15 protein-coding genes are annotated in these 19,076 nt (G+C 42.8%); 12 read left to right on the top strand and 3 right to left on the bottom strand.

Annotated features, from left to right (window positions below; translation table 11 throughout):
* The first annotated feature begins 255 nt into the window (after positions 1-255).
* On the top strand, positions 256-1,917 hold the full coding sequence (locus IGJ17_RS14405) for a peptide ABC transporter substrate-binding protein (RefSeq protein ID WP_005233679.1): 1,662 nt from the start codon (positions 256-258) through the stop codon (positions 1,915-1,917).
* A gap of 100 nt (positions 1,918-2,017) precedes the next feature.
* Here the strand turns inward: IGJ17_RS14405 and IGJ17_RS14400 are convergent, their stop codons facing one another.
* Positions 2,018-2,353: a DUF3899 domain-containing protein gene (locus tag IGJ17_RS14400; RefSeq protein WP_005227990.1), complete on the bottom strand. Its 336-nt coding sequence runs from the start codon at positions 2,351-2,353 to the stop codon at positions 2,018-2,020.
* An 84-nt stretch (positions 2,354-2,437) separates the two neighbouring features.
* Between IGJ17_RS14400 and opp3b the strand changes: the two genes are divergently transcribed.
* The 5 genes from opp3b to IGJ17_RS14375 are packed head-to-tail and all read left to right on the top strand — an operon-like array spanning position 2,438 to position 7,456.
* A complete protein-coding gene (gene opp3b, locus IGJ17_RS14395) occupies positions 2,438-3,379 on the top strand; it encodes an oligopeptide ABC transporter permease (RefSeq protein WP_005233681.1) in 942 nt (313 codons plus the stop codon).
* Complete coding sequence (locus tag IGJ17_RS14390) at positions 3,379-4,422, top strand: ABC transporter permease (protein ID WP_005233683.1); 1,044 nt, start codon at positions 3,379-3,381, stop codon at positions 4,420-4,422. Before opp3b ends, IGJ17_RS14390 begins: the two co-directional genes overlap by 1 nt.
* Positions 4,422-5,474, top strand: a complete 1,053-nt coding sequence (locus IGJ17_RS14385) for an ABC transporter ATP-binding protein (RefSeq protein WP_216593164.1) — start codon at positions 4,422-4,424, stop codon at positions 5,472-5,474. Before IGJ17_RS14390 ends, IGJ17_RS14385 begins: the two co-directional genes overlap by 1 nt.
* Positions 5,475-5,488: 14 nt before the next feature.
* On the top strand, positions 5,489-6,427 hold the full coding sequence (locus IGJ17_RS14380) for an ABC transporter ATP-binding protein (protein WP_005233685.1): 939 nt from the start codon (positions 5,489-5,491) through the stop codon (positions 6,425-6,427).
* Between the two features lie 30 nt (positions 6,428-6,457).
* Positions 6,458-7,456 (top strand): RNA-guided endonuclease TnpB family protein, encoded by a 999-nt coding sequence (locus IGJ17_RS14375; protein WP_008379437.1) that lies wholly within the window; start codon positions 6,458-6,460, stop codon positions 7,454-7,456.
* A gap of 145 nt (positions 7,457-7,601) precedes the next feature.
* Here IGJ17_RS14375 and IGJ17_RS14370 read toward each other — a convergent pair whose 3' ends face one another.
* Both IGJ17_RS14370 and IGJ17_RS14365 read right to left on the bottom strand, forming a co-directional pair.
* Positions 7,602-8,432, bottom strand: a complete 831-nt coding sequence (locus tag IGJ17_RS14370; RefSeq protein ID WP_005233702.1) for an NUDIX domain-containing protein — start codon at positions 8,430-8,432, stop codon at positions 7,602-7,604.
* Positions 8,433-8,482: 50 nt separating this feature from the next.
* Complete coding sequence (locus IGJ17_RS14365; protein ID WP_034872151.1) at positions 8,483-8,758, bottom strand: hypothetical protein; 276 nt, start codon at positions 8,756-8,758, stop codon at positions 8,483-8,485.
* Between the two features lie 356 nt (positions 8,759-9,114).
* On the opposite strand from IGJ17_RS14365, the gene metG reads away from it, so the two are divergent.
* From metG to IGJ17_RS14335, 6 genes are all read left to right on the top strand, one after another.
* Entirely contained in the window at positions 9,115-11,121 is a 2,007-nt protein-coding gene (gene metG, locus IGJ17_RS14360) for a methionine--tRNA ligase (RefSeq protein ID WP_005233704.1), read from the top strand.
* Between the two features lie 262 nt (positions 11,122-11,383).
* Entirely contained in the window at positions 11,384-14,062 is a 2,679-nt protein-coding gene (locus IGJ17_RS14355; RefSeq protein ID WP_429961563.1) for a cation-translocating P-type ATPase, read from the top strand.
* 171 nt (positions 14,063-14,233) lie between these two features.
* A complete protein-coding gene (locus IGJ17_RS14350; protein ID WP_005228008.1) occupies positions 14,234-14,662 on the top strand; it encodes a hypothetical protein in 429 nt (142 codons plus the stop codon).
* Between the two features lie 484 nt (positions 14,663-15,146).
* A complete protein-coding gene (gene abc-f, locus IGJ17_RS14345) occupies positions 15,147-16,649 on the top strand; it encodes a ribosomal protection-like ABC-F family protein (protein ID WP_086316601.1) in 1,503 nt (500 codons plus the stop codon).
* 469 nt (positions 16,650-17,118) lie between these two features.
* On the top strand, positions 17,119-18,192 hold the full coding sequence (locus tag IGJ17_RS14340) for an ABC transporter ATP-binding protein (protein ID WP_005233711.1): 1,074 nt from the start codon (positions 17,119-17,121) through the stop codon (positions 18,190-18,192).
* Positions 18,192-19,073: a carbohydrate ABC transporter permease gene (locus IGJ17_RS14335; RefSeq protein ID WP_008379450.1), complete on the top strand. Its 882-nt coding sequence runs from the start codon at positions 18,192-18,194 to the stop codon at positions 19,071-19,073. The genes IGJ17_RS14340 and IGJ17_RS14335 overlap by 1 nt, the downstream gene beginning before the upstream one ends.
* The last annotated feature ends 3 nt before the right edge of the window (positions 19,074-19,076 follow it).

Below are 19,076 nucleotides of genomic sequence, written 5' to 3'. Positions count from 1 at the left end.
TGAATGTAAGTTACATTTAACCATGTTTTTTTATTATTTTTTTCGCTTTATTTCTTATAAATAAAGAAAGGAAAAATAGCATTTAACGAATGTTTGATGAGAGTAAGGTAAGTAAATACCAAGAAAACTTTCTTCCAAAGGTGTTTTTTATCGAAAAAGGGATTGCTTTTTTAATAATTATTAATTAAAATCTTATCTAACTTCAGAAATCGAATGATTATTCTGAAAATTAATTCAATTAAGGGGTAGGACAGGATGAAAAATAAATGGGCCTATGGTTTAGTAGCTGTGTGTGGCGTGGTGTTAGCCGGCTGTACAACAGGCGGAACAAATAGTTCAAGCAATGACACAGCAACTAGCGGCGATAGCAACGCAGAACAAGTATTTAACGTAGTGGTTTCACAAGAAATGCCAAGTGCGGATCTTTCATTAGCAACCGATACGATCAGCTTCAGTGCATTGAACAATGTATATGAAGGACTGTATCGTTTGGATGCTGACAGCACACCACAACCTGCTGGTGCAGCTGAAGCAGCTGAAGTCAGCGAGGATGGACTAACTTACAAGATCAAATTGCGTGAAGATGCGAAATGGTCAAATGGTGACCCTGTTACAGCAGCGGATTATGTTTATGGCTGGCAACGGACGGTCAAACCTGAAACTGCATCAGAATATGCGTATCTATTTTCACCAGTCAAAAATGCGGATGCCATCACAGCTGGCGATACGGATCCATCAGAGCTAGGCATCAAAGCAGTGGGGGATTATGAATTAGAAATCACCCTAGAAAAAGCAACACCTTACTTTGATTACTTATTAGCATTCCCATCATTCTTCCCACAAAATCAAAAAGTAGTGGAAGAAAATGGCGATCAATATGCATCAACAAGCGACAATGCCGTTTATAATGGACCATTTGTCCTGACTGGTTTTGATGGACCAGGAACGGATACAGAATGGGCTTATGAAAAGAACGATCAGTATTGGGACAAAGACACTGTTAAATTACAAACGATCAACGTAAGCGTCGTGAAAGAATCCTCAACTGCCTTGAATCTTTTCCAAGATGGTCAAGCAGATGATGTCATCCTAACAGGTGAACTGGCGCAACAGATGGCTAACGACGAAGCATTCGTTTCTCAACCAGAAGCAACGACTTCTTACTTAGAATTGAATCAACGTGATGAAGATTCACCTTTCCGTAACGAAAATTTGCGTAAAGCAATCTCTTATGCGATCGACCGTGATGCCTTAGTAACATCCATCTTAGGTGATGGTTCAATTGCTTCAAGTGGTTTGGTTCCAGAAGGCATGACTTTCAGCCCTGGCGATCATACAGACTTCACAGAAGCAGCTGGCAGCGTCATTAGCTACGATCAAGAGAAAGCAAAAGAATATTGGGAAAAAGCCAAAGAAGAATTAGGAATCGATTCATTAGAATTTGATATCTTAGCTTCTGATACAGACTCAACCAAGAAAATCATTGAGTACTTGCAAGACACGATCGAAAAAACATTGGACGGTGTGAAAGTCACGTTAAGTCCAGTTCCATTCTCTGTTCGTTTGGATCGTTCAAATGCGGGTGATTTTGATACAGTAATGGGCGGTTGGGGTGCTGACTATGCCGATGCAAGTAGCTTTACTGACTTGTTTACGACAGGTAACTCATACAACCGTGGTCAATGGAGCAGTGAAGAATACGATGCAGCTGTAAAAGCAGCAGGTACGACCAATGCCAATGACCCTGACAAACGTTGGGAAGATTTAGTCAATGCAGAAAAAATCATTATGAATGAACAAGGTGTCATTCCAGTTTATCAAAAAGCGGAAGCACACTTACGTGCAACAAAAGTCAAAGGTGTTGTTGCTCACGCAGCGGGCGCACAATACGACTACAAGTGGACATCAATCGAATAATCACGAGTAGTTGACTTGAAATGCCGAAGAAAAGGCTGGGACAATTTCTTGTCTCAGCCTTTTGCTTCTCATTTCAATGAGTAAAACTATAAGAATGAAATTAACTAGTAGCAATCATTAAAAAGAGCAATGAAAGGAATAACAAGAAGACACCAGGCCATAACCAAAAGGCGTAACTCTGTTTGCCGACTTGGGATAATTTCAGATAATCTGTTTTATTTTTGGAAAAAGCTTTCTTCATGGAATATTGAAAATGGTCAAAGAAACCAGAAGCAAATACCCATAAAAAACCGCCAATGATCAAAAAGAACAGCGCCCACAAGAAAAGGGCATCTGAAAGAGCTGCTATGGAAAATTCATTTTTTATGGCTAACCATCCGCCAGAAATTGCGAGGCATAGGAGGGGTATGAGCCCACTACTTTTTTTTATTTTCATGATCTGACTCCTTTTTAATGATTCGTACTATGTTAATTTACATAATTATTGAATAGAAGTCAAAATACTTAAGGGGGAAACTGCGTGAACAGCTTTTTGAAATATTTATTGAAACGAGTGTTCTACATGGTCTTAACATTATGGCTGATTGCCACGATCACCTTTTTCTTGATGCAATTTTTGCCAGGAACACCATATACGAATGCTGAAAAATTAAGTCCAGAACAAATTGCCTTGCTAAATGAGCAAGCAGGATTGGACAAACCGATCATTACCCAATATTGGCTTTATTTGACCAATCTACTAAAAGGTGACTTTGGGATCTCTTTCCAATTTAAAAACCAGCCAGTAGCGAATTTATTATCAGGAAGAATCGGACCTTCACTGCAACTAGGACTACAAGCGATCATCTTTGGTACCTTCTTTGGGATCATTTTAGGAACGATCTCTGCAATGAAACAAAATACTTGGGTCGACACAACGTCTACCTTAGTGGCGATCTTAGGGCGTTCGATCCCTAACTTTGTCTTTGCCGTTTTGCTGCAATATATTTTTGCCATCAAACTAGGGATCTTGCCGATTGCCAAGTGGGAGACCTTTGCCAGCACGATCTTACCGACCGTCGCCTTAGCGATGTCGCCGTTAGCGGATTCCGCTAGGTTTATTCGAACCGAGATGGTGGAAGTGCTGCATAGTGATTATGTCGAGTTGGCACGAGCAAAAGGGTTAAGCCGCTGGGAAATTGCCTTCAAGCATGGTTTGCGGAATAGTTTGATTCCGTTATTGACGTTGTTAGGACCGCTAGCTGTCGGTTTGATGACTGGTTCCCTTGTCGTAGAAAATATTTTTGCGATCCCGGGTATCGGTGAACAGTTCGTAAAATCAATCATGACCAATGACTATCCAACGATCATGGCGGTAACGATCCTTTATTCCGCAATGTTGGTCTTTGTGATTCTTGTTGTTGATATTTTATATGGAATCGTTGATCCGCGGATCCGAGTTTCAGAAGGGAGTCGTGGCTAATGGCAGAGAAACCTTACACAGCAAATGATGTTGCTGCCATCGATGCAGCCAAATTTCAACCGTTACAAAAAAATACCAATGAAGAGCGTGAAGCGATCGCAACCCCCTCGTTAACCTTTTTCCAAGATTCATGGCGTCGTTTGAAAAAGAACAAAGCCGCTGTTTTCTCAATCGTTTTGTTGCTGATCATTATTACGATCTCAATCATTACCATTTTTGTCTCGCCACATGATCCGACCGCGCAAAATGTGACCTTTACAAATCTGCCGCCGAAAATTCCCGGTATCAACATCAATGGCTTAAACGGCTATGCGATGGTGGGAGGCGAGCTAGTAGATAAGTATGCAGCTGCCAATGTACCTGACGGGACATATTTCCTTTTAGGAACGGATGGATTAGGTCGTGACTTATTGAGTCGTCTATTTGTAGGGACACGTATCTCCTTATTGATTGCGTTTATCGCAGCGATGCTAGATATCATTTTTGGTGTAACCTATGGTTTGATCTCTGGTCTTTTAGGTGGACGAATCGATAATGTGATGCAACGTTTCCTAGAAATCTTATCAGGTATTCCCAACTTAGTGGTAATGATCTTAATGTTGGTAGTTTTCGAACCTGGGATCTTCTCGATCGTGGCAGCAATGGCGATCACTAACTGGATTCCAATGGCGCGGATCGTACGGGCCCAAACAATGAAACTAAAAGATCAGGAATTCGTTTTAGCCGCAACAACGCTGGGGGAAAGCCGTCTCAAGATTGCGATGAAACACGTATTACCAAATATTTCCAGCGTGATCATCGTACAAATGATGTTCAGTATTCCCTCGGCGATTTTCTTCGAGGCCTTCCTAAGCTTTATTGGGCTAGGATTAAAACCACCTTCAGCATCTTTAGGGATGCTACTAAGCGATGGCTACAAAACCTTCTTGTTCCTGCCTTACCAAATGTGGGTGCCGGCTGTGACCTTGTCTGTGATTATGATTGGGTTCAATTTGCTGGCAGACGGTTTGCGTGATGCCTTTGATCCGAAAATGAAAGAGTGATTGCTATGAAAAAAGTCTTAGAAGTGAAAAACTTAGAAATTTCTTTTGACACCTTTGCTGGGAAAGTCCAAGCGATCCGCGATGTCAGTTTCGATCTATACAAAGGAGAAACCTTGGCGATCGTGGGCGAATCCGGGAGCGGCAAGTCCGTGACAACCCGCAGTATCATGGGGTTATTAGCCAGCAATGCCAATGTCGATAATGGCCAGATCCTCTTCAATGGGACGGACATTTTGAAAAAATCCGAAAAAGAACTGCAAAAAATCCGTGGCAAGGAAATCGCCATGATTTTCCAAGATCCAATGACTTCACTAGACCCAACGATGCCGATTGGCAAGCAAGTGGCAGAGTCATTGATGAAGCACAACAAAATCAGTAAAAAAGAGGGCTTGCGACAAGCGTTGGAATTACTGAACCTTGTCGGCATCCCGAATGCTGAGAAACGCTTGAAAAATTATCCGCATCAATTTTCGGGTGGTCAGCGGCAGCGGATCGTTATTGCGATCGCGCTGATCTGTTACCCACAGATCTTAATTGCAGATGAACCGACGACTGCATTGGATGTAACGATCCAAGCACAGATCTTAGAGTTATTAAAAGATATTCAGAAGAAAATCAATTCGTCCATCGTCTTTATCACCCATGACTTGGGTGTCGTTGCCAATGTGGCTGACCGAGTAGCCGTGATGTATGGTGGGAAAATCGTCGAAGTGGGCACCGCAGAAGAAATCTTCTACAACCCGCAACATCCATACACCTGGGGCTTGTTGGGTTCGATGCCAACGTTAGAAGGGACAGGCGATCGTTTGTACGCGATTCCTGGTTCACCGCCGGATCTGTTGGACCCGCCAACCGGGGACGCTTTTTATCCACGAAACGAATTTGCTTTGCAGATCGATGCAGAACAGCAACCGCCGTTCTTTGATGTTTCACCGACCCACAAAGCAGCAACGTGGCTGTTAGCGCCGCAAGCACCGAAGGTAACTCCGCCGGATGAGATCTTGATTCGCTGGAAAAAATTCCAAGAAAAAAATACTCAGGCATCTGTCTAAAGGAGGAGAAACGGTTGGAAAAAGTTTTACTTGAAGTAAAGAATCTCAAACAATATTTTAACGTTGGCCGCAAAGACGAAGTCAAAGCCGTCGATGATATCTCCTTCCAAATCTATGAAGGAGAAACCTTTGGTCTAGTAGGTGAATCCGGAAGCGGAAAATCGACCACTGGACGGACGGTGATTCGTTTGAATAATCCTACCGGAGGCGAAGTTCTTTTTGATGGACAAGATGTTATGAAAATCAAAGGCAAGAAACCGCTGGCTGATTTTCGCCGGGAAGTTCAAATGGTCTTCCAAGATCCTTATGCCTCCTTGAATCCACGGATGAAAGTTCGCGACATTATTGCCGAAGGGATCGATATCAACGGATTAGCTAAAAATGAAAAAGAACGCAATGATCGGGTGGATGAACTCTTGCGAACCGTCGGACTAAACCCAAGTCATGGGACCCGTTATCCTCATGAATTTTCAGGGGGACAACGTCAGCGGATCGGAATCGCCCGAGCATTAGCCGTCGATCCAAAATTCATCATTTGTGATGAACCGATCTCGGCATTGGATGTTTCGATCCAAGCCCAAGTTGTCAACTTGCTGCAAGATCTGCAAGAAGAACATAAATTGACGTACTTGTTTATCGCCCATGATTTATCGATGGTCAAACACATCAGCGATCGGATCGGCGTGATGCACAACGGCAAACTGCTAGAAGTAGGAACCAGTGATGAAATCTATCATTACGGGGTCCATCCGTATACTGAAAGTCTTTTATCAGCGATTCCGCTGCCAGATCCTGACCATGAGCGTCAACGCAAACGGATCAAATACGTCAGCGAACCAAACGATAACCAAGAACGAGCAATGGAAGAGATCGCACCAGGACATTTCGTTTATGCCACGAAACAAGAAGCCAAGATCTACCAAGAAAAGTTAGCACAAAAAAAGGGGAACTAGCGTCAAAGGTATAGGGAGTGTTAGGAGGAGATGAAACTGGGTGTTTTAAAAGCATACAAATTTCGGATCTATCCTAATGGACAGCAAAAACAGTTTTTCATCGAAACCTTCGGCTGTGTTCGGTTTACGTACAATCAACTGCTGGAGGCGAAGATGGAGGAGCTGGCCAACAATGAAGCAAAGCAAGGGTTGACGCCAGCCAAACTAAAAAAGGAGTATCCTTTTTTGAAGGAGACCGATAGTTTGGCATTGGCGAATGCACAAAGGAATCTGGACCGAGCGTTTCGAAATTACTTTCAAAAGCGGGCTGGCTTTCCAAAAATGAAAACCAAAAAAAGTATTTGGCAATCGTATACTACGAATAATCAGCAGCACACCATTTACTTTGAAGAGGATCAAATCAAGCTGCCAAAGCTCAAAACACTGGTTCCAGTAAAAAAGCATCGGGAGATCAAAGGGAAAATCAAATCGGCAACGATCTCAGCGAAAAACAATGAAGAGTTTTATATCTCGATTCTTTGTTTGGAAGAGATCACACCACTCCCGAAACAGCAAGCGTCTATCGCGGTTGTTTATGATCCGCAGCAGCTGATCAAAGCCAACCAATCGGTACCGGTCACTTGTGAGCATGCGATCCAAACAAAACAGAAGCTGACACGAGCAGAACGCAAACTTCAGGTGAAAGCTACGGCGGTCAAACGGAAAAAAATCCTTTTGACTCAGGCACGGAATTATCAGAAGCTAAAAGGAAAAGTCGCTCGCCTCTATCGTTTTCACTGCTGTCAAAAGCGGGAATTCATCGATCAAGTCAGTTATCATCTCGTAAAACAGTACGATACAATCTATTTGGAACAAATTGCTGAAGAAACGGTTCTAAAAGCCGGTCATTACAGCATCAGCGATTGGCATCAGTTTGTTCGCAAAATCCAGTACAAAGCGCAGTGGTACGGCAAAGAACTGCGTTTTGTCACGTTGGACACGCAGGACCAACAGAAGCTAGAGCGGCTCTCAGGCGAAATGAGCAGCTGATCTGCTTGAACTGGAAGGAACGCCAGGGATCGCCTAGGGTATAGAAAAAATCTTTATGATTTTTGTTTCTAGGAACCACGTTCACTAATTATGATTAACCAGCAACCCCCTGCCAAACTACAGTTTAGCAGGGGGTTGTATTTTTTTACATTTTATCACCTAAAAATGCGTCATTTAAGCGATAGATCTTTGAGGGACGCCCGATGCCAACGGGCTTTTCGCCGACCTCCGTAAAATATTGAAGCATGGATTTTTTAAAGTTGGAATGATCGATCATTTTGAAATCGATCCCCAAAAACTTGGCGAATACTTTGCGGGCTTCCGTGATCGTAAAATCTTTGCCTAATACAAGAAGCACTTGCGGCTCGTGTTCCATCTTGTTGGCAACCCGTTTGAAGGCTTTGAGAATGATCGCGCTGTGGTCAAAAGCCAGCGTATCTTTTCCAACAGAGGCACCAGTCACCAGGTCAAGAATGATCTCGATCTCACCGCTGGTCAAATAGATTTGATTGGCTTTTCTTTCCAGAGAAAACCAGCGTACCTGATTCGCATCGTCCCCAGCACTTAAGGGCTCTTCACCAATAAATGCCAAATAGCTGACGGTGATTACCCACCCACGCGGATCACGACCAGGGGTGCTGAAGGTGTGCAGCTGTTCGATGTTTTGTTTGGAGATGGTGACCCCGATCTCTTCTTGGGTTTCACGGATCACACTTTGGCCTGTCGATTCATTCGGATTGACGAAGCCCCCCGGCAATGCCCAAGAATTGCGGAAGGGATGGCCTTTTCTTTGGATCAGCGCAATTTTGAGTTGTTCTTCTTCTTTGTTGTAACACATCAACACCATATCGACGGTTACGGAGGGTTTCTCGTATTTCGGCTGATCTTGTGCCTGATACCACGTAAGAAAGTCTGCTTCAGAAGCTTCTTTCTCATAGTAGTGTTTTTCAGCTGATTTTGAGGTAAATTCTTTCATTGGTTTCTCCTGCCTTAGATAAAGTAAGTAACTGAGCGCGATGGTTTTCCTTAACGGAAAAAATAAGGAACGATCAAATTAATGAAAAACAGTGCGAGATAAAGCCAAGAAGACCGAGGGTGTTCTTTGAGTGCTAAATAGCCCCAAAGAGCGATCCATAGCAGAAAAGCTACCCGTAGGATTGCCAACGCTGTCGCAAAAAGCGCCGCGTAATCATGGCTGTTGAAGTAAGCAAACAAAAAGGGGTAACCTGTGGTTGAAAAGAGCAAGTGCCCCACAGAAAGCGCGGTTAAAAGCAAAAAATGCTGTTTGTTTTTTCGAGTCATAGCGTTCCTTTCTATAAGAGAAGTCTTCCTCATTATAGCAAAAGAAGTACCTGTTAATCAAAGAGAGATAAAACACCTTTATTTCTTATGAGATTCGTTGTCAGGATCAGATTCTTCCCCTAGAACATTGAAGTGAACGGCTATCTGCGCTATGATAACTAGTAGAAAAGAAATACTCAAATCTGCTGGTTTATTTGCTGCGTTTTAAGGACGAAAACGATTCCTTTGCTTCTTTTAGAGCATGAAGAAAGGTCTTATTATGTCCGCTTTTTTGATTAAATTTATAGCATTTTTGGGTTGCGAACTGTATACTACCTAAGTATACACTTTACTAGTGAAAAGGAGGACTTGCGTCCATGGCTGAAAAAGAAACATTCTATATTACGACGCCAATTTATTATCCAAGCGGCAAGCTGCATATCGGGAATTCTTACACGACGATCGCTTGTGATGCGGTAGCACGATACAAACGATTGATGGGCTTTGATGTCTTTTATTTAACGGGTGTCGATGAGCACGGTCAAAAAATCGAGAAAAAAGCAGAAGAACTTGGCGTAGATCCGCAAGAATACGTCGACAAAATGGCAGCTGACGTCAAGAAATTATGGAACACACTAGACATCAGTTATGACAAATTTATCCGTACAACGGATGACTACCATAAAACAGCCGTTCAAAAAATCTTCCAGCAATTGCTTGATCAAGGAGATATCTATCTTGGTGAATATGAAGGCTGGTATTCTGTTTCTGATGAAGAATACTTTACTGAAACGCAATTAGCAGAAGTTTACCGAGATGAAGAGGGCAAAGTCATCGGCGGCAAAGCGCCAAGCGGTCATGAGGTAGAATTGGTGAAGGAATCTTCTTATTTCTTCCGCATGAGCAAATACGCCGATCGTTTGGTTCAATACTATGATGAACATCCAGAGTTCATTCAACCAGAATCACGCAAAAATGAAATGCTGAATAACTTCATCAAACCAGGTTTAGAAGACCTGGCTGTTTCCAGAACGACCTTTAAATGGGGCATTCCTGTCACGGCTAGTCCTGAACACGTGGTGTATGTTTGGATCGATGCGTTATCTAACTATATTACGGCATTAGGCTATGGCTCAGAGGACGATTCCTTGTTCCAAAAATACTGGCCAGCTGACGTGCATATGGTTGGGAAAGAAATCGTGCGTTTCCATACGATCTATTGGCCAATCATGCTGATGGCCTTAGACTTGCCCTTACCGAAAAAAATCTTTGGTCATGGCTGGTTGATGATGAAAGACGGCAAGATGTCGAAATCAAAAGGCAATGTCGTTTATCCAGAAATGTTAGTGGAGCGCTACAGCTTAGATGCGTTGCGTTACTATCTATTACGGGCGGTTCCTTTTGGTAGCGATGGTGTGTTTACACCAGAAGATTTCGTTTCTCGTTTGAACTACGATCTAGCCAACGACTTAGGCAACCTGCTGAATCGGACGATCGCCATGATCAATAAATATTGTGATGGCTTAGTGCCCGATTATGCCTCAAAAGTAACGCCTTTTGATAGCGAGCTGTCAACGACTGCGGCCAATGTGGTTGGTCGTTACCATGAAGCCATGGATAAAATGGAATTCAGTACGGCATTGTCAGAAGTTTGGACATTGATTTCCCGTGCCAACAAATACATTGACGAAACCCAACCATGGGTGTTAGCCAAAGAAGAAGAAAAGCGCGCGGAATTAAACAGTGTGATGGTTCATTTGGCGGAAAGCTTACGCATCGTTGCGATCTTATTGCAACCGGTGATGACAGAAACACCAGCCAACATTTTCCAACAATTAGGATTGGCTTCTGTTGCCATGGATCTGAAAGATTTACGCTTTGGTGAATTTCCAAGTGGCACGAAAGTCGTTGCCAAAGGCACACCGATTTTCCCTCGGTTGGAACTTGAAACAGAAGTAGCCTACATCCAAAAGAAAATGGCTGAAGGGACACAAAGTCCAGAAGAAACAGTCAAATGGAATCCAGAAGAAACCACATTGCAATCAGACAAAGCCGAGATCAAATACGAAGACTTCGACAAGATCGAATTAAAAGTGGCAGAAGTCGTTGATTGTCAAAAAGTCAAAGGGGCCGACAAGCTGCTACAATTCCGCTTAGCTGCGGGAGATGATCAAGATCGTCAAATTTTATCGGGGATTGCTGAATTTTATCCAGAACCACAAGATTTGATCGGCAAAAAAGTCGTGATCGTTGCCAACTTGAAACCACGGAAAATGCGGGGGCAAGTCAGCCAAGGAATGATCCTTTCTGCAGAAGACAATGATGGTCGTCTGCAAATCGTGGAAGCGCCAAAAGGCATGCCAAACGGCTCGGTCATCGCTTGATTTTTAAGAGAAATTCTTTGTTGAATTTCAGCGAAAATAAAATTGCCAGACCCGAAAAGTTTTTGTATAATGTAGGTTATTGATATGAACATGAGGGAGTAATTGGCGGATTTTATCTGCGGCAGTATCACCATCCTGAAAGAAATTTCTGGTGCTGTCTTAAACAGTGAGACTTATGTATGCTTAGACAGTGCATACATAAGTCTATTTTTTTTCATATCATGTACAATAAAGGAAGAGTAAGTATAAAAGGAGGAGAAACATGTCAGAAGAAAACAAAAAGGAGCAGCTATCGCAGGCGTTTTATGCGCAAGAAGCGCAGCATGTTCTGGAAGAAATGCAAACAGATGCCAATGGATTAACGAACGATGAAGCGCAAAAACGCTTATCTGAGTATGGTCCCAACGAATTAGAAGTAGGCAAAAAGAAATCGATGGCACAAAAATTCTTTGAGCAATTTAAAGATTTGATGATCATCGTTTTGCTAGCGGCGGCAATTATCTCAGCAGTCGTTTCCCATGAAGTCGTGGACTCAATTATTATTTTAGCAGTTGTCATTATCAACGCGATCATGGGTGTTGTTCAAGAGGCAAAGGCAGAGCAGGCCATCGAAGCACTAAGAGAAATGTCCACACCAAATGCCAATGTCCTGCGTAATGGTCATACCGTCACCATCAAGAGCGATGAATTGGTTCCGGGGGATATTGTCCTATTAGAAGCTGGCGATGTCGTACCGGCAGATTTACGCCTCTTAGAAGCAAGTTCGTTAAAAATTGAAGAAGCCGCTTTGACCGGTGAATCCGTACCAGTCGAAAAAGAATTGACTGTCATCGAAGGGACGGATGTCGGGATCGGCGATCGCGTCAATATGGCCTATTCAAACAGTAATGTGACCTATGGCCGCGGAAAAGGGGTCGTGGTCAATACAGGAATGGGAACCGAAGTTGGGAAAATCGCTGGCATGCTAGCTAGCGCCCAAGAAACCGAAACACCATTGAAACGTAACTTAAATGAACTAGGAAAATTCCTGACGATCGCCATCATTATCATTGCAGTGATCATGTTCTTTGTTGGAACGATCTTTAACAATACGTCATGGGTCGACATGCTATTGACTTCGATCTCATTAGCAGTAGCGGCGATCCCAGAAGGTCTGCCAGCGATCGTAACGATCATCTTAGCCTTAGGTACGCAAGTAATGGCGAAACGAAATGCAGTGATCCGTAAATTACCAGCGGTTGAAACCCTTGGGGCAACGGATATTATCGCTTCTGATAAAACTGGTACTTTGACGTTGAATCAAATGACCGTGGAAAAATTGTATGTCAATAGCAAACAACATGCTGCTTCAGAAGATATTCCGTTAGACAACATGGCATTAAAAGTCATGAACTTTGCCAATGATACAAAATTTGGTGAAGAAGGCAACTTGATCGGTGATCCGACCGAGACCGCATTGGTGCAATTCGGGATGGATCAAGGATTCCATGTGCGGGATCTCGTCAATCAAGAACCACGGGTAGCGGATCTGCCCTTTGATTCTGACCGAAAACTTATGAGTACGATCCACCAACAAGAAGACGGCCGCTATTTAGTTGCTGTCAAAGGTGCACCGGATGTCTTACTAGGCAGAACCTCAAAAGTACTATTGGATGGCCAAGAGCTACCAATGACGAATGAAGAAAAAGAAAAAATCTTATTCAACAATACCGATATGGCAAAACAAGCGCTGCGGGTATTGGGAATGGCCTACAAATACGTAGATCAAGTGCCAGAAAACTTAGAATCAGAAATCGTCGAAAATGATTTGGTCTTTGCTGGCTTAGTCGGAATGATTGACCCAGAACGGGCAGAAGCAGCCGATGCGGTACGTTTAGCCAAAGAAGCTGGGATTCGTCCAATCATGATCACCGGAGACCACCGGGATACAGCTGAAGCCATTGCGGGACGTTTAGGGATCATCAAACCGGGCGATGATGATGCTGTCTTGACCGGCGCTGAACTCAATAAAATGAGCGAAGAAGAGTTTGCCCAAAAGGTAGCCCACTATTCAGTCTATGCGCGGGTATCGCCGGAACATAAAGTCCGCATCGTCAAAGCTTGGCAGCAAGAAGGCAAAGTCGTTGCCATGACTGGTGACGGGGTCAATGATGCACCATCCTTGAAACAAGCAGATATTGGGGTAGGTATGGGGATTACGGGTACCGAAGTTTCTAAAGGTGCTTCCGATATGGTCCTAGCCGATGACAACTTTGCTACGATCGTCGTAGCAGTGGAAGAAGGACGTAAAGTCTTCTCCAATATTCAAAAAGCGATTCAATACTTGCTAGCCGCTAACCTAGGGGAAGTTTTGACCTTGTTCTTAGCAACCTTGTGGGGTTGGGACTCGCTATTGCCGATCCACTTGCTTTGGATCAACCTAGTAACCGATACCTTCCCAGCAATTGCCTTAGGAATGGAGCCTGCTGAAAAAGATCTAATGAAACATGCACCGCGGGGACGCAGTTCCAACTTCTTCTCCGGTGGTGTGATGAGCAGTATCATCTACCAAGGGATCTTAGAAGCAGCAACCGTGCTGTTCGTTTATTGGTCAGCGATCCAATGGCCCGTTCACAATACGTACGATGCGATCCATGCCGATGCCTTAACGATGGCCTTTGCCACGTTAGGATTGATGCAATTGTTCCATGCCTTCAACGTCAAATCGATCCATCAGTCGCTCTGTAAAGTAGGAGCATTTAGAAACAAAGCCTTCAACTGGGCGATCCTGTTGTCCTTTGCGTTGATGCTAGTGATCTTCATTGTGCCAGGATTAAACGATATCTTCCGTGTCGCACACCTTGACTTGTATCAATGGGGCATCGTTTTAGGCGCCTCCTTTGCGATCATTCCAGTCGTTGAGATCGTCAAAGCGATCCAACGAGCAATGGGACGCAAATAAGCCAAAAATAAACAGAAAAACAACGAATGGTCTGCTGTCCTTCTCCATGGGCAGCAGGCCTTTTTTTGCTGGCTTATTTTCGATAAACCCTATGGCTGTTTCTTGACCTTTTCATTTGCATCAAGAAACGGTAAAATAGAAGATAATAACAAAGAAAGTAGGGGACCCACTGTGCGACCAAACTTAGGTTTTTATGTACAAACAATCAACGATCTTGTCAAAGAAACAGAAGCAATCGGGGAGAAAATGAATCCCAATTATGAAGAGATCCGCAAAGCGATCGACGAGAAGAAAGAAGCAGAGGTAACACCTGAGCGGCTAGCTGAGATTACCAGAATTTTTAAAGAAGGCACGGACAAATACCGCTTGATGCTTGAAAAAATCAGCAAATTGCGTCCACCAGCGAATGTGATGGGGATCCATAAAAAATTCGAGCGAGCGTATATGAAATATGTTGCCGGCTGTGATGAGATGATTTTGAGTCTGGATAACAAAATCGACCAAGAAGCCTTTGATGCAGCTGAAGCTAAGCAAGATGAAGCAACGGACGAAATTTCTTTTGCTATCCAACGGATGACCGCTTTATTGTTAAAAAAATGATAAACATTCAAGTTAAACAAGAGTTATTTAATTTAACTGTTATGTTTTTCACATGTAAAGTTTTTTTATCGGAGGTATAATGAATTCACAACCAACAACCTTTTTATTTTTCATTTTACTCCTTTTGCCATCAGGACTAACCAACCTGATGGTTTTTTTTGTTTTTTAATGAAGTGTTTCCATCAAAAGCGGGGATAGTTTGTGAACAAAATATAAAGTTGAAATAGCAAGGAATAGCAAGCTTGCGCTTTTTTGTCGATCAATGCTATACTTAGGGCACTATTAAACGAAATGAGGGATCCTCCATTGAAAAATTAACCAATTTGTTGAAAGCTGCATGAAACTGTTCCTCCAAGGGGATAGTCTGCAGATTTTCAGGATTGGTTGACTTTTTCAATGGGGGATCTTTTTGTGTACCTCTAAAAACTGATTCTGAAAATAGCTTTAGTCTACTCTATTCCGTGAATAGAGACGAGGTATATTTATGTCGAATATCAGTATTAATCATTTAACTTTTGGCTTTGATAGCCAGGAACGGTTGCTTTTTGAGGATGCCAACTTGAACCTTGATACTCAATGGAAATTAGGGTTGATTGGCAGAAATGGTCGCGGCAAAACGACCTTGCTGCGTTTGCTGCTCAATGAATTGCCGTATAGCGGCTCGATTACCCATGAGCAGCAATTCGTTTATTTTCCCTTAACCGTCGCTGACGATCAGCAACTGACGCTTTTTGTTTTACAAGAATCAGGTGAATTTGAGCAGTGGCGTTTGGAACGAGAATTGAACCTGCTGCAACTTGATCCAGAAGTTCTTTGGCGGCCCTTTGCCACTTTATCTGGCGGCGAGCAAACGAAAGTTCTATTGGCGCGTTTGTTCGTTGATGAAGAGAATTTTGCTTTGATCGATGAGCCAACCAACCATTTGGATGTGACCGCTCGCCAACATGTTGCCCGCTATTTGCAGCAAAAAACCGGGTTTATCGTTGTGAGCCATGATCGACAGTTTGTCGATGAAGTCGTCGATCATGTATTGGCGATCGAAAAAAGCCGCTTGGTGTTGTACAAAGGGAATTATTCAGTTTATGAACTGCAAAAGCAGCAAAAAGATGCCTATGAGCAAGAACAAAACAGCAAGTTGAAAAAAGAAATCGGTCGTTTGAAGCAGACGGCAGCCGAGAAAGCGGAGTGGTCCCGAGGACGCGAACGGGACAAATTAGGGTCGCCGACCAAAAAAGGCAGTGGGGCAATCTATGATACGGGGGCGATCGGTGCCCGAGCGGCACGGACCATGAAGCGCTCGAAAGCGATCGTTAAACGGATGGAAGATCAAATTCAAGACAAGTCTGCGTTGTTAAAAGACATTGAGTGGATCGATCCTCTGAAAATGACCCCGCTTGTTAGCCATCATGACGTGTTGCTGGAAGCAGAGCATTTTCAGCTCGGCTATGAGAAGCCTTTGTTTAAACCGCTGACGTTTGCGATCCGTCAAAAAGAGCGCTTGGGGATTCAAGGGGCCAACGGATCTGGCAAGTCCAGTTTGATTGCGAGTATTTTAGGTACTTTCGAAGGACAGCAGACAGGGACGATCAAAACAGCCCATGGGATCACCATCAGTTATGTTCGACAAAACTACGAGGACAATTGTGGGATGCTGACAGAATTTGCCCAAGAGCATGGCTTGAATTATCAAGATCTGCTAAATAACTTAAAAAAGCTTGGCTTGGAAAGAGCTGTTTTTCAAACGCCGATCCAGCAAATGAGCATGGGGCAGCGTAAACGCGTGGAACTAGCCAAATCATTAGCAACACCAGCAGAATTGTTTATCTGGGATGAACCTCTGAATTATTTGGATGTCTTCAATCAGAAGCAATTAGAGGAAGTAATCCATTTGGTGGAGCCTTCTATGCTGATCATTGAACACGACCGTTATTTTCTTGAGCAAGTCTCAACGAAATTGCTGACGTTGACGATCGATGAAGTCGAATAACTGAAGGGAAAAAAGGACGATTGTTTTCTTTGGGGAAACCGTCCTTTTTTGTTATTTTAATCGGAGAGATACTGACGATTTTAGTAAGTATTTAATAAGGGTGCTTTTGATAAAAAAGCTGTGTAAAAATAGTGTTATTATACACAGGTATGTATATTTGATAAAATTCATTCATTTTTTCATGAAAATTTTCGAAAAATGACGAAACGTTCGGGATTAGCGGGTAGAATTCCCTTTGAATCACTCATCGTTTTCTCATTGTTTGGTAAATTAATTAAAAATTCTTTCATAATTCCCATTGGTTTTTACAAAACATTTACAATAATAGTATCGAATAAAAACATTCGTTTGTTATGATTAAAATCGAATTTCTTTGAGCGTTTGACCGAAACATCAAGAGTTCGTTTTTTTTGTGACTTGAAATGCCAGTCAACTATTCGGAGGAAAAAGAGAAAATGGAGGGGCAGTTTTGATAGAAGTAGTCGGGTTGAAGAAGGTTTTTGATAATAAGTTCGAAGCCTTGAAAGCAGTAGATTTTACAATAGAAAAAGGCGATTTGGTTTGTTTGTTGGGACCTAGTGGTTGCGGGAAATCGACGATATTGAATTTGATCGCGGGGTTGTTAAGTCCCACCGATGGTGATATCCGCTTTAATGGTACTTCCGTTGTTAAGACGGAGCCGAAAGACCGCAATATCGGGTTTGTTTTTCAGAACTATGCCCTTTATCCCCATATGACTGTGTTAGAAAATGTCATGTTTCCCTTGACAGTCGGAGAGAAAAAAATCAAGAAAAACGAAGCACAGAAAATTGCTGAAAAGTTCATGAAGCTGACCAATATTGAAGAATTAAGTCAGAAAAAACCAGGAACCCTTTCCGGTGGACAACAGCAACGGGTCGCCATTACTCGTGCTTTGGTGCAAAGTCCAGAAGTGTTACTGCTGGATGAACCATTGAGTAACTTAGATGCCCGTTTGCGCTTGAAGATCCGTGAAGAAATTCGTCGGTTAGTCAAAGAAGTAGGAATCACTACGATCTTCGTGACTCATGACCAAGAAGAAGCTCTTTCTATCAGTGACAAGATTATTTTGATGAATGAAGGGATCATTCAACAAAATGATGATCCGCAAAACCTTTACTTAGAACCAAACAATCTTTTCGTAGCGAAATTCATTGGTAATCCAATCATCAACATCTTGCCAGTAGAAGTCAAAGAGGGACAAATGATCCATCCAGCATTCACGATCCCAGTTGACCGCTTTACCGACATTCGCTTCAAGAAACCATTGACAGACGGCCAATATACGTTAGGTATTCGTCCAGAAGATGTGCTGACCACCTTACAAACGGGGTTGTTCCAAACAGAAATCAAGAGTGTGGAGCTGATCGGACGAGAACGAATCTTGAACTTTGATCTGGCTGCAAAACATATGAAATCGATCGTTAGTATTGAAGAGATCATTGAAGAAGGCGCGCAAGTGTCATTTGATTTTCATTACAAAAAAGCCTTTATCTTTGATGAAAAAGGAGAGCGGGTCTACTAATGTTCAAAAAAAATTATAACCCTGAGAATCAACCAAAGGCGTGGCTGTTTTTACTGCCTTCATTGGTCATTATTTTCTTATTCAGTGTGTATCCGCTGTTTCGTTCTTTCATCATGAGTTTCCAAAAAGGAACCTTGATTAACCAACAGTATGCTGGGCTTGAGAACTATCAAAGGGTTTTAACGGACCCCGTATTCTTTCGAGCACTGCAAAACACAGCACTGTTTGCTTTTGCGGTCGTGCCGATCTCGCTGATTCTCTCATTAGCGATTGCTTGGATCATTTTTGAAAAAGTCAAATACAAAAGTTTTTTTGAAACGATCTTCTTTATGCCCTATGTCACAAGTACGATTGCGATCGGGATCGTGTTTCGTTACTTTTTCAATGGCTCTTACGGGATCATTAATTATCTGCTAGGTCTTGTCGGCATTGCGCCAGTCAACTGGCTAGATAACGTCAACATGAGTATGACGACCTTGATCATCTTCGGCGTTTGGACGAGCCTCGCCTTCAACATTATTATCTTGTTGGCAGGAATGCGCAACATCGACAAAGAACATTATAAAATCGCAAAAATGTTTGGCGCTACCGATGGCGAAATTTTTCGGAAAATCACCTTTCCGCAGTTGATCCCGACCTTTGCTTTCTTGTTGACGGTCAATCTGATCAGTGCCTTTAAAGTTTATACCCAAGTATATGCTTTGTTTGGCGGCCAGCCAGGGATCGCTCGTAGTGCCACGACAGCAGTCTTTTATATCTACGACAAATTCCATATCGCCGGACGTCCGGGGATTGCAATGGCGGCAACCGTGATCTTGTTTATCATTATTTTGCTCGTCACCTTTATCCAAAATAAACTTTTGAAGAAAGTGGGCGAATAAACG

Origin of the sequence: Enterococcus sp. DIV1096b, from assembly GCF_050498765.1 — a bacterium.
In the GTDB taxonomy this organism is placed as follows: domain Bacteria; phylum Bacillota; class Bacilli; order Lactobacillales; family Enterococcaceae; genus Enterococcus_D; species Enterococcus_D entomosocium.
Note: the sequence above shows the minus strand (reverse complement) of the source record. Positions and strands in the feature narration are given on the sequence as shown.

What these genes read in the sequence shown, in the direction of transcription:
- IGJ17_RS14355 (WP_429961563.1), top strand. Translation starts at nt 11,384, where the DNA reads ATGTCAGAAGAAAACAAAAAGGAGCAGCTATCGCAGGCGTTTTATGCG.
- metG (WP_005233704.1), top strand. Translation starts at nt 9,115, where the DNA reads ATGGCTGAAAAAGAAACATTCTATATTACGACGCCAATTTATTATCCA.
- IGJ17_RS14335 (WP_008379450.1), top strand. Translation starts at nt 18,192, where the DNA reads ATGTTCAAAAAAAATTATAACCCTGAGAATCAACCAAAGGCGTGGCTG.
- IGJ17_RS14400 (WP_005227990.1), bottom strand. Translation starts at nt 2,353, where the DNA reads ATGAAAATAAAAAAAAGTAGTGGGCTCATACCCCTCCTATGCCTCGCA.
- IGJ17_RS14365 (WP_034872151.1), bottom strand. Translation starts at nt 8,758, where the DNA reads ATGACTCGAAAAAACAAACAGCATTTTTTGCTTTTAACCGCGCTTTCT.
- IGJ17_RS14390 (WP_005233683.1), top strand. Translation starts at nt 3,379, where the DNA reads ATGGCAGAGAAACCTTACACAGCAAATGATGTTGCTGCCATCGATGCA.
- IGJ17_RS14405 (WP_005233679.1), top strand. Translation starts at nt 256, where the DNA reads ATGAAAAATAAATGGGCCTATGGTTTAGTAGCTGTGTGTGGCGTGGTG.
- IGJ17_RS14370 (WP_005233702.1), bottom strand. Translation starts at nt 8,432, where the DNA reads ATGAAAGAATTTACCTCAAAATCAGCTGAAAAACACTACTATGAGAAA.
- IGJ17_RS14375 (WP_008379437.1), top strand. Translation starts at nt 6,458, where the DNA reads ATGAAACTGGGTGTTTTAAAAGCATACAAATTTCGGATCTATCCTAAT.
- abc-f (WP_086316601.1), top strand. Translation starts at nt 15,147, where the DNA reads ATGTCGAATATCAGTATTAATCATTTAACTTTTGGCTTTGATAGCCAG.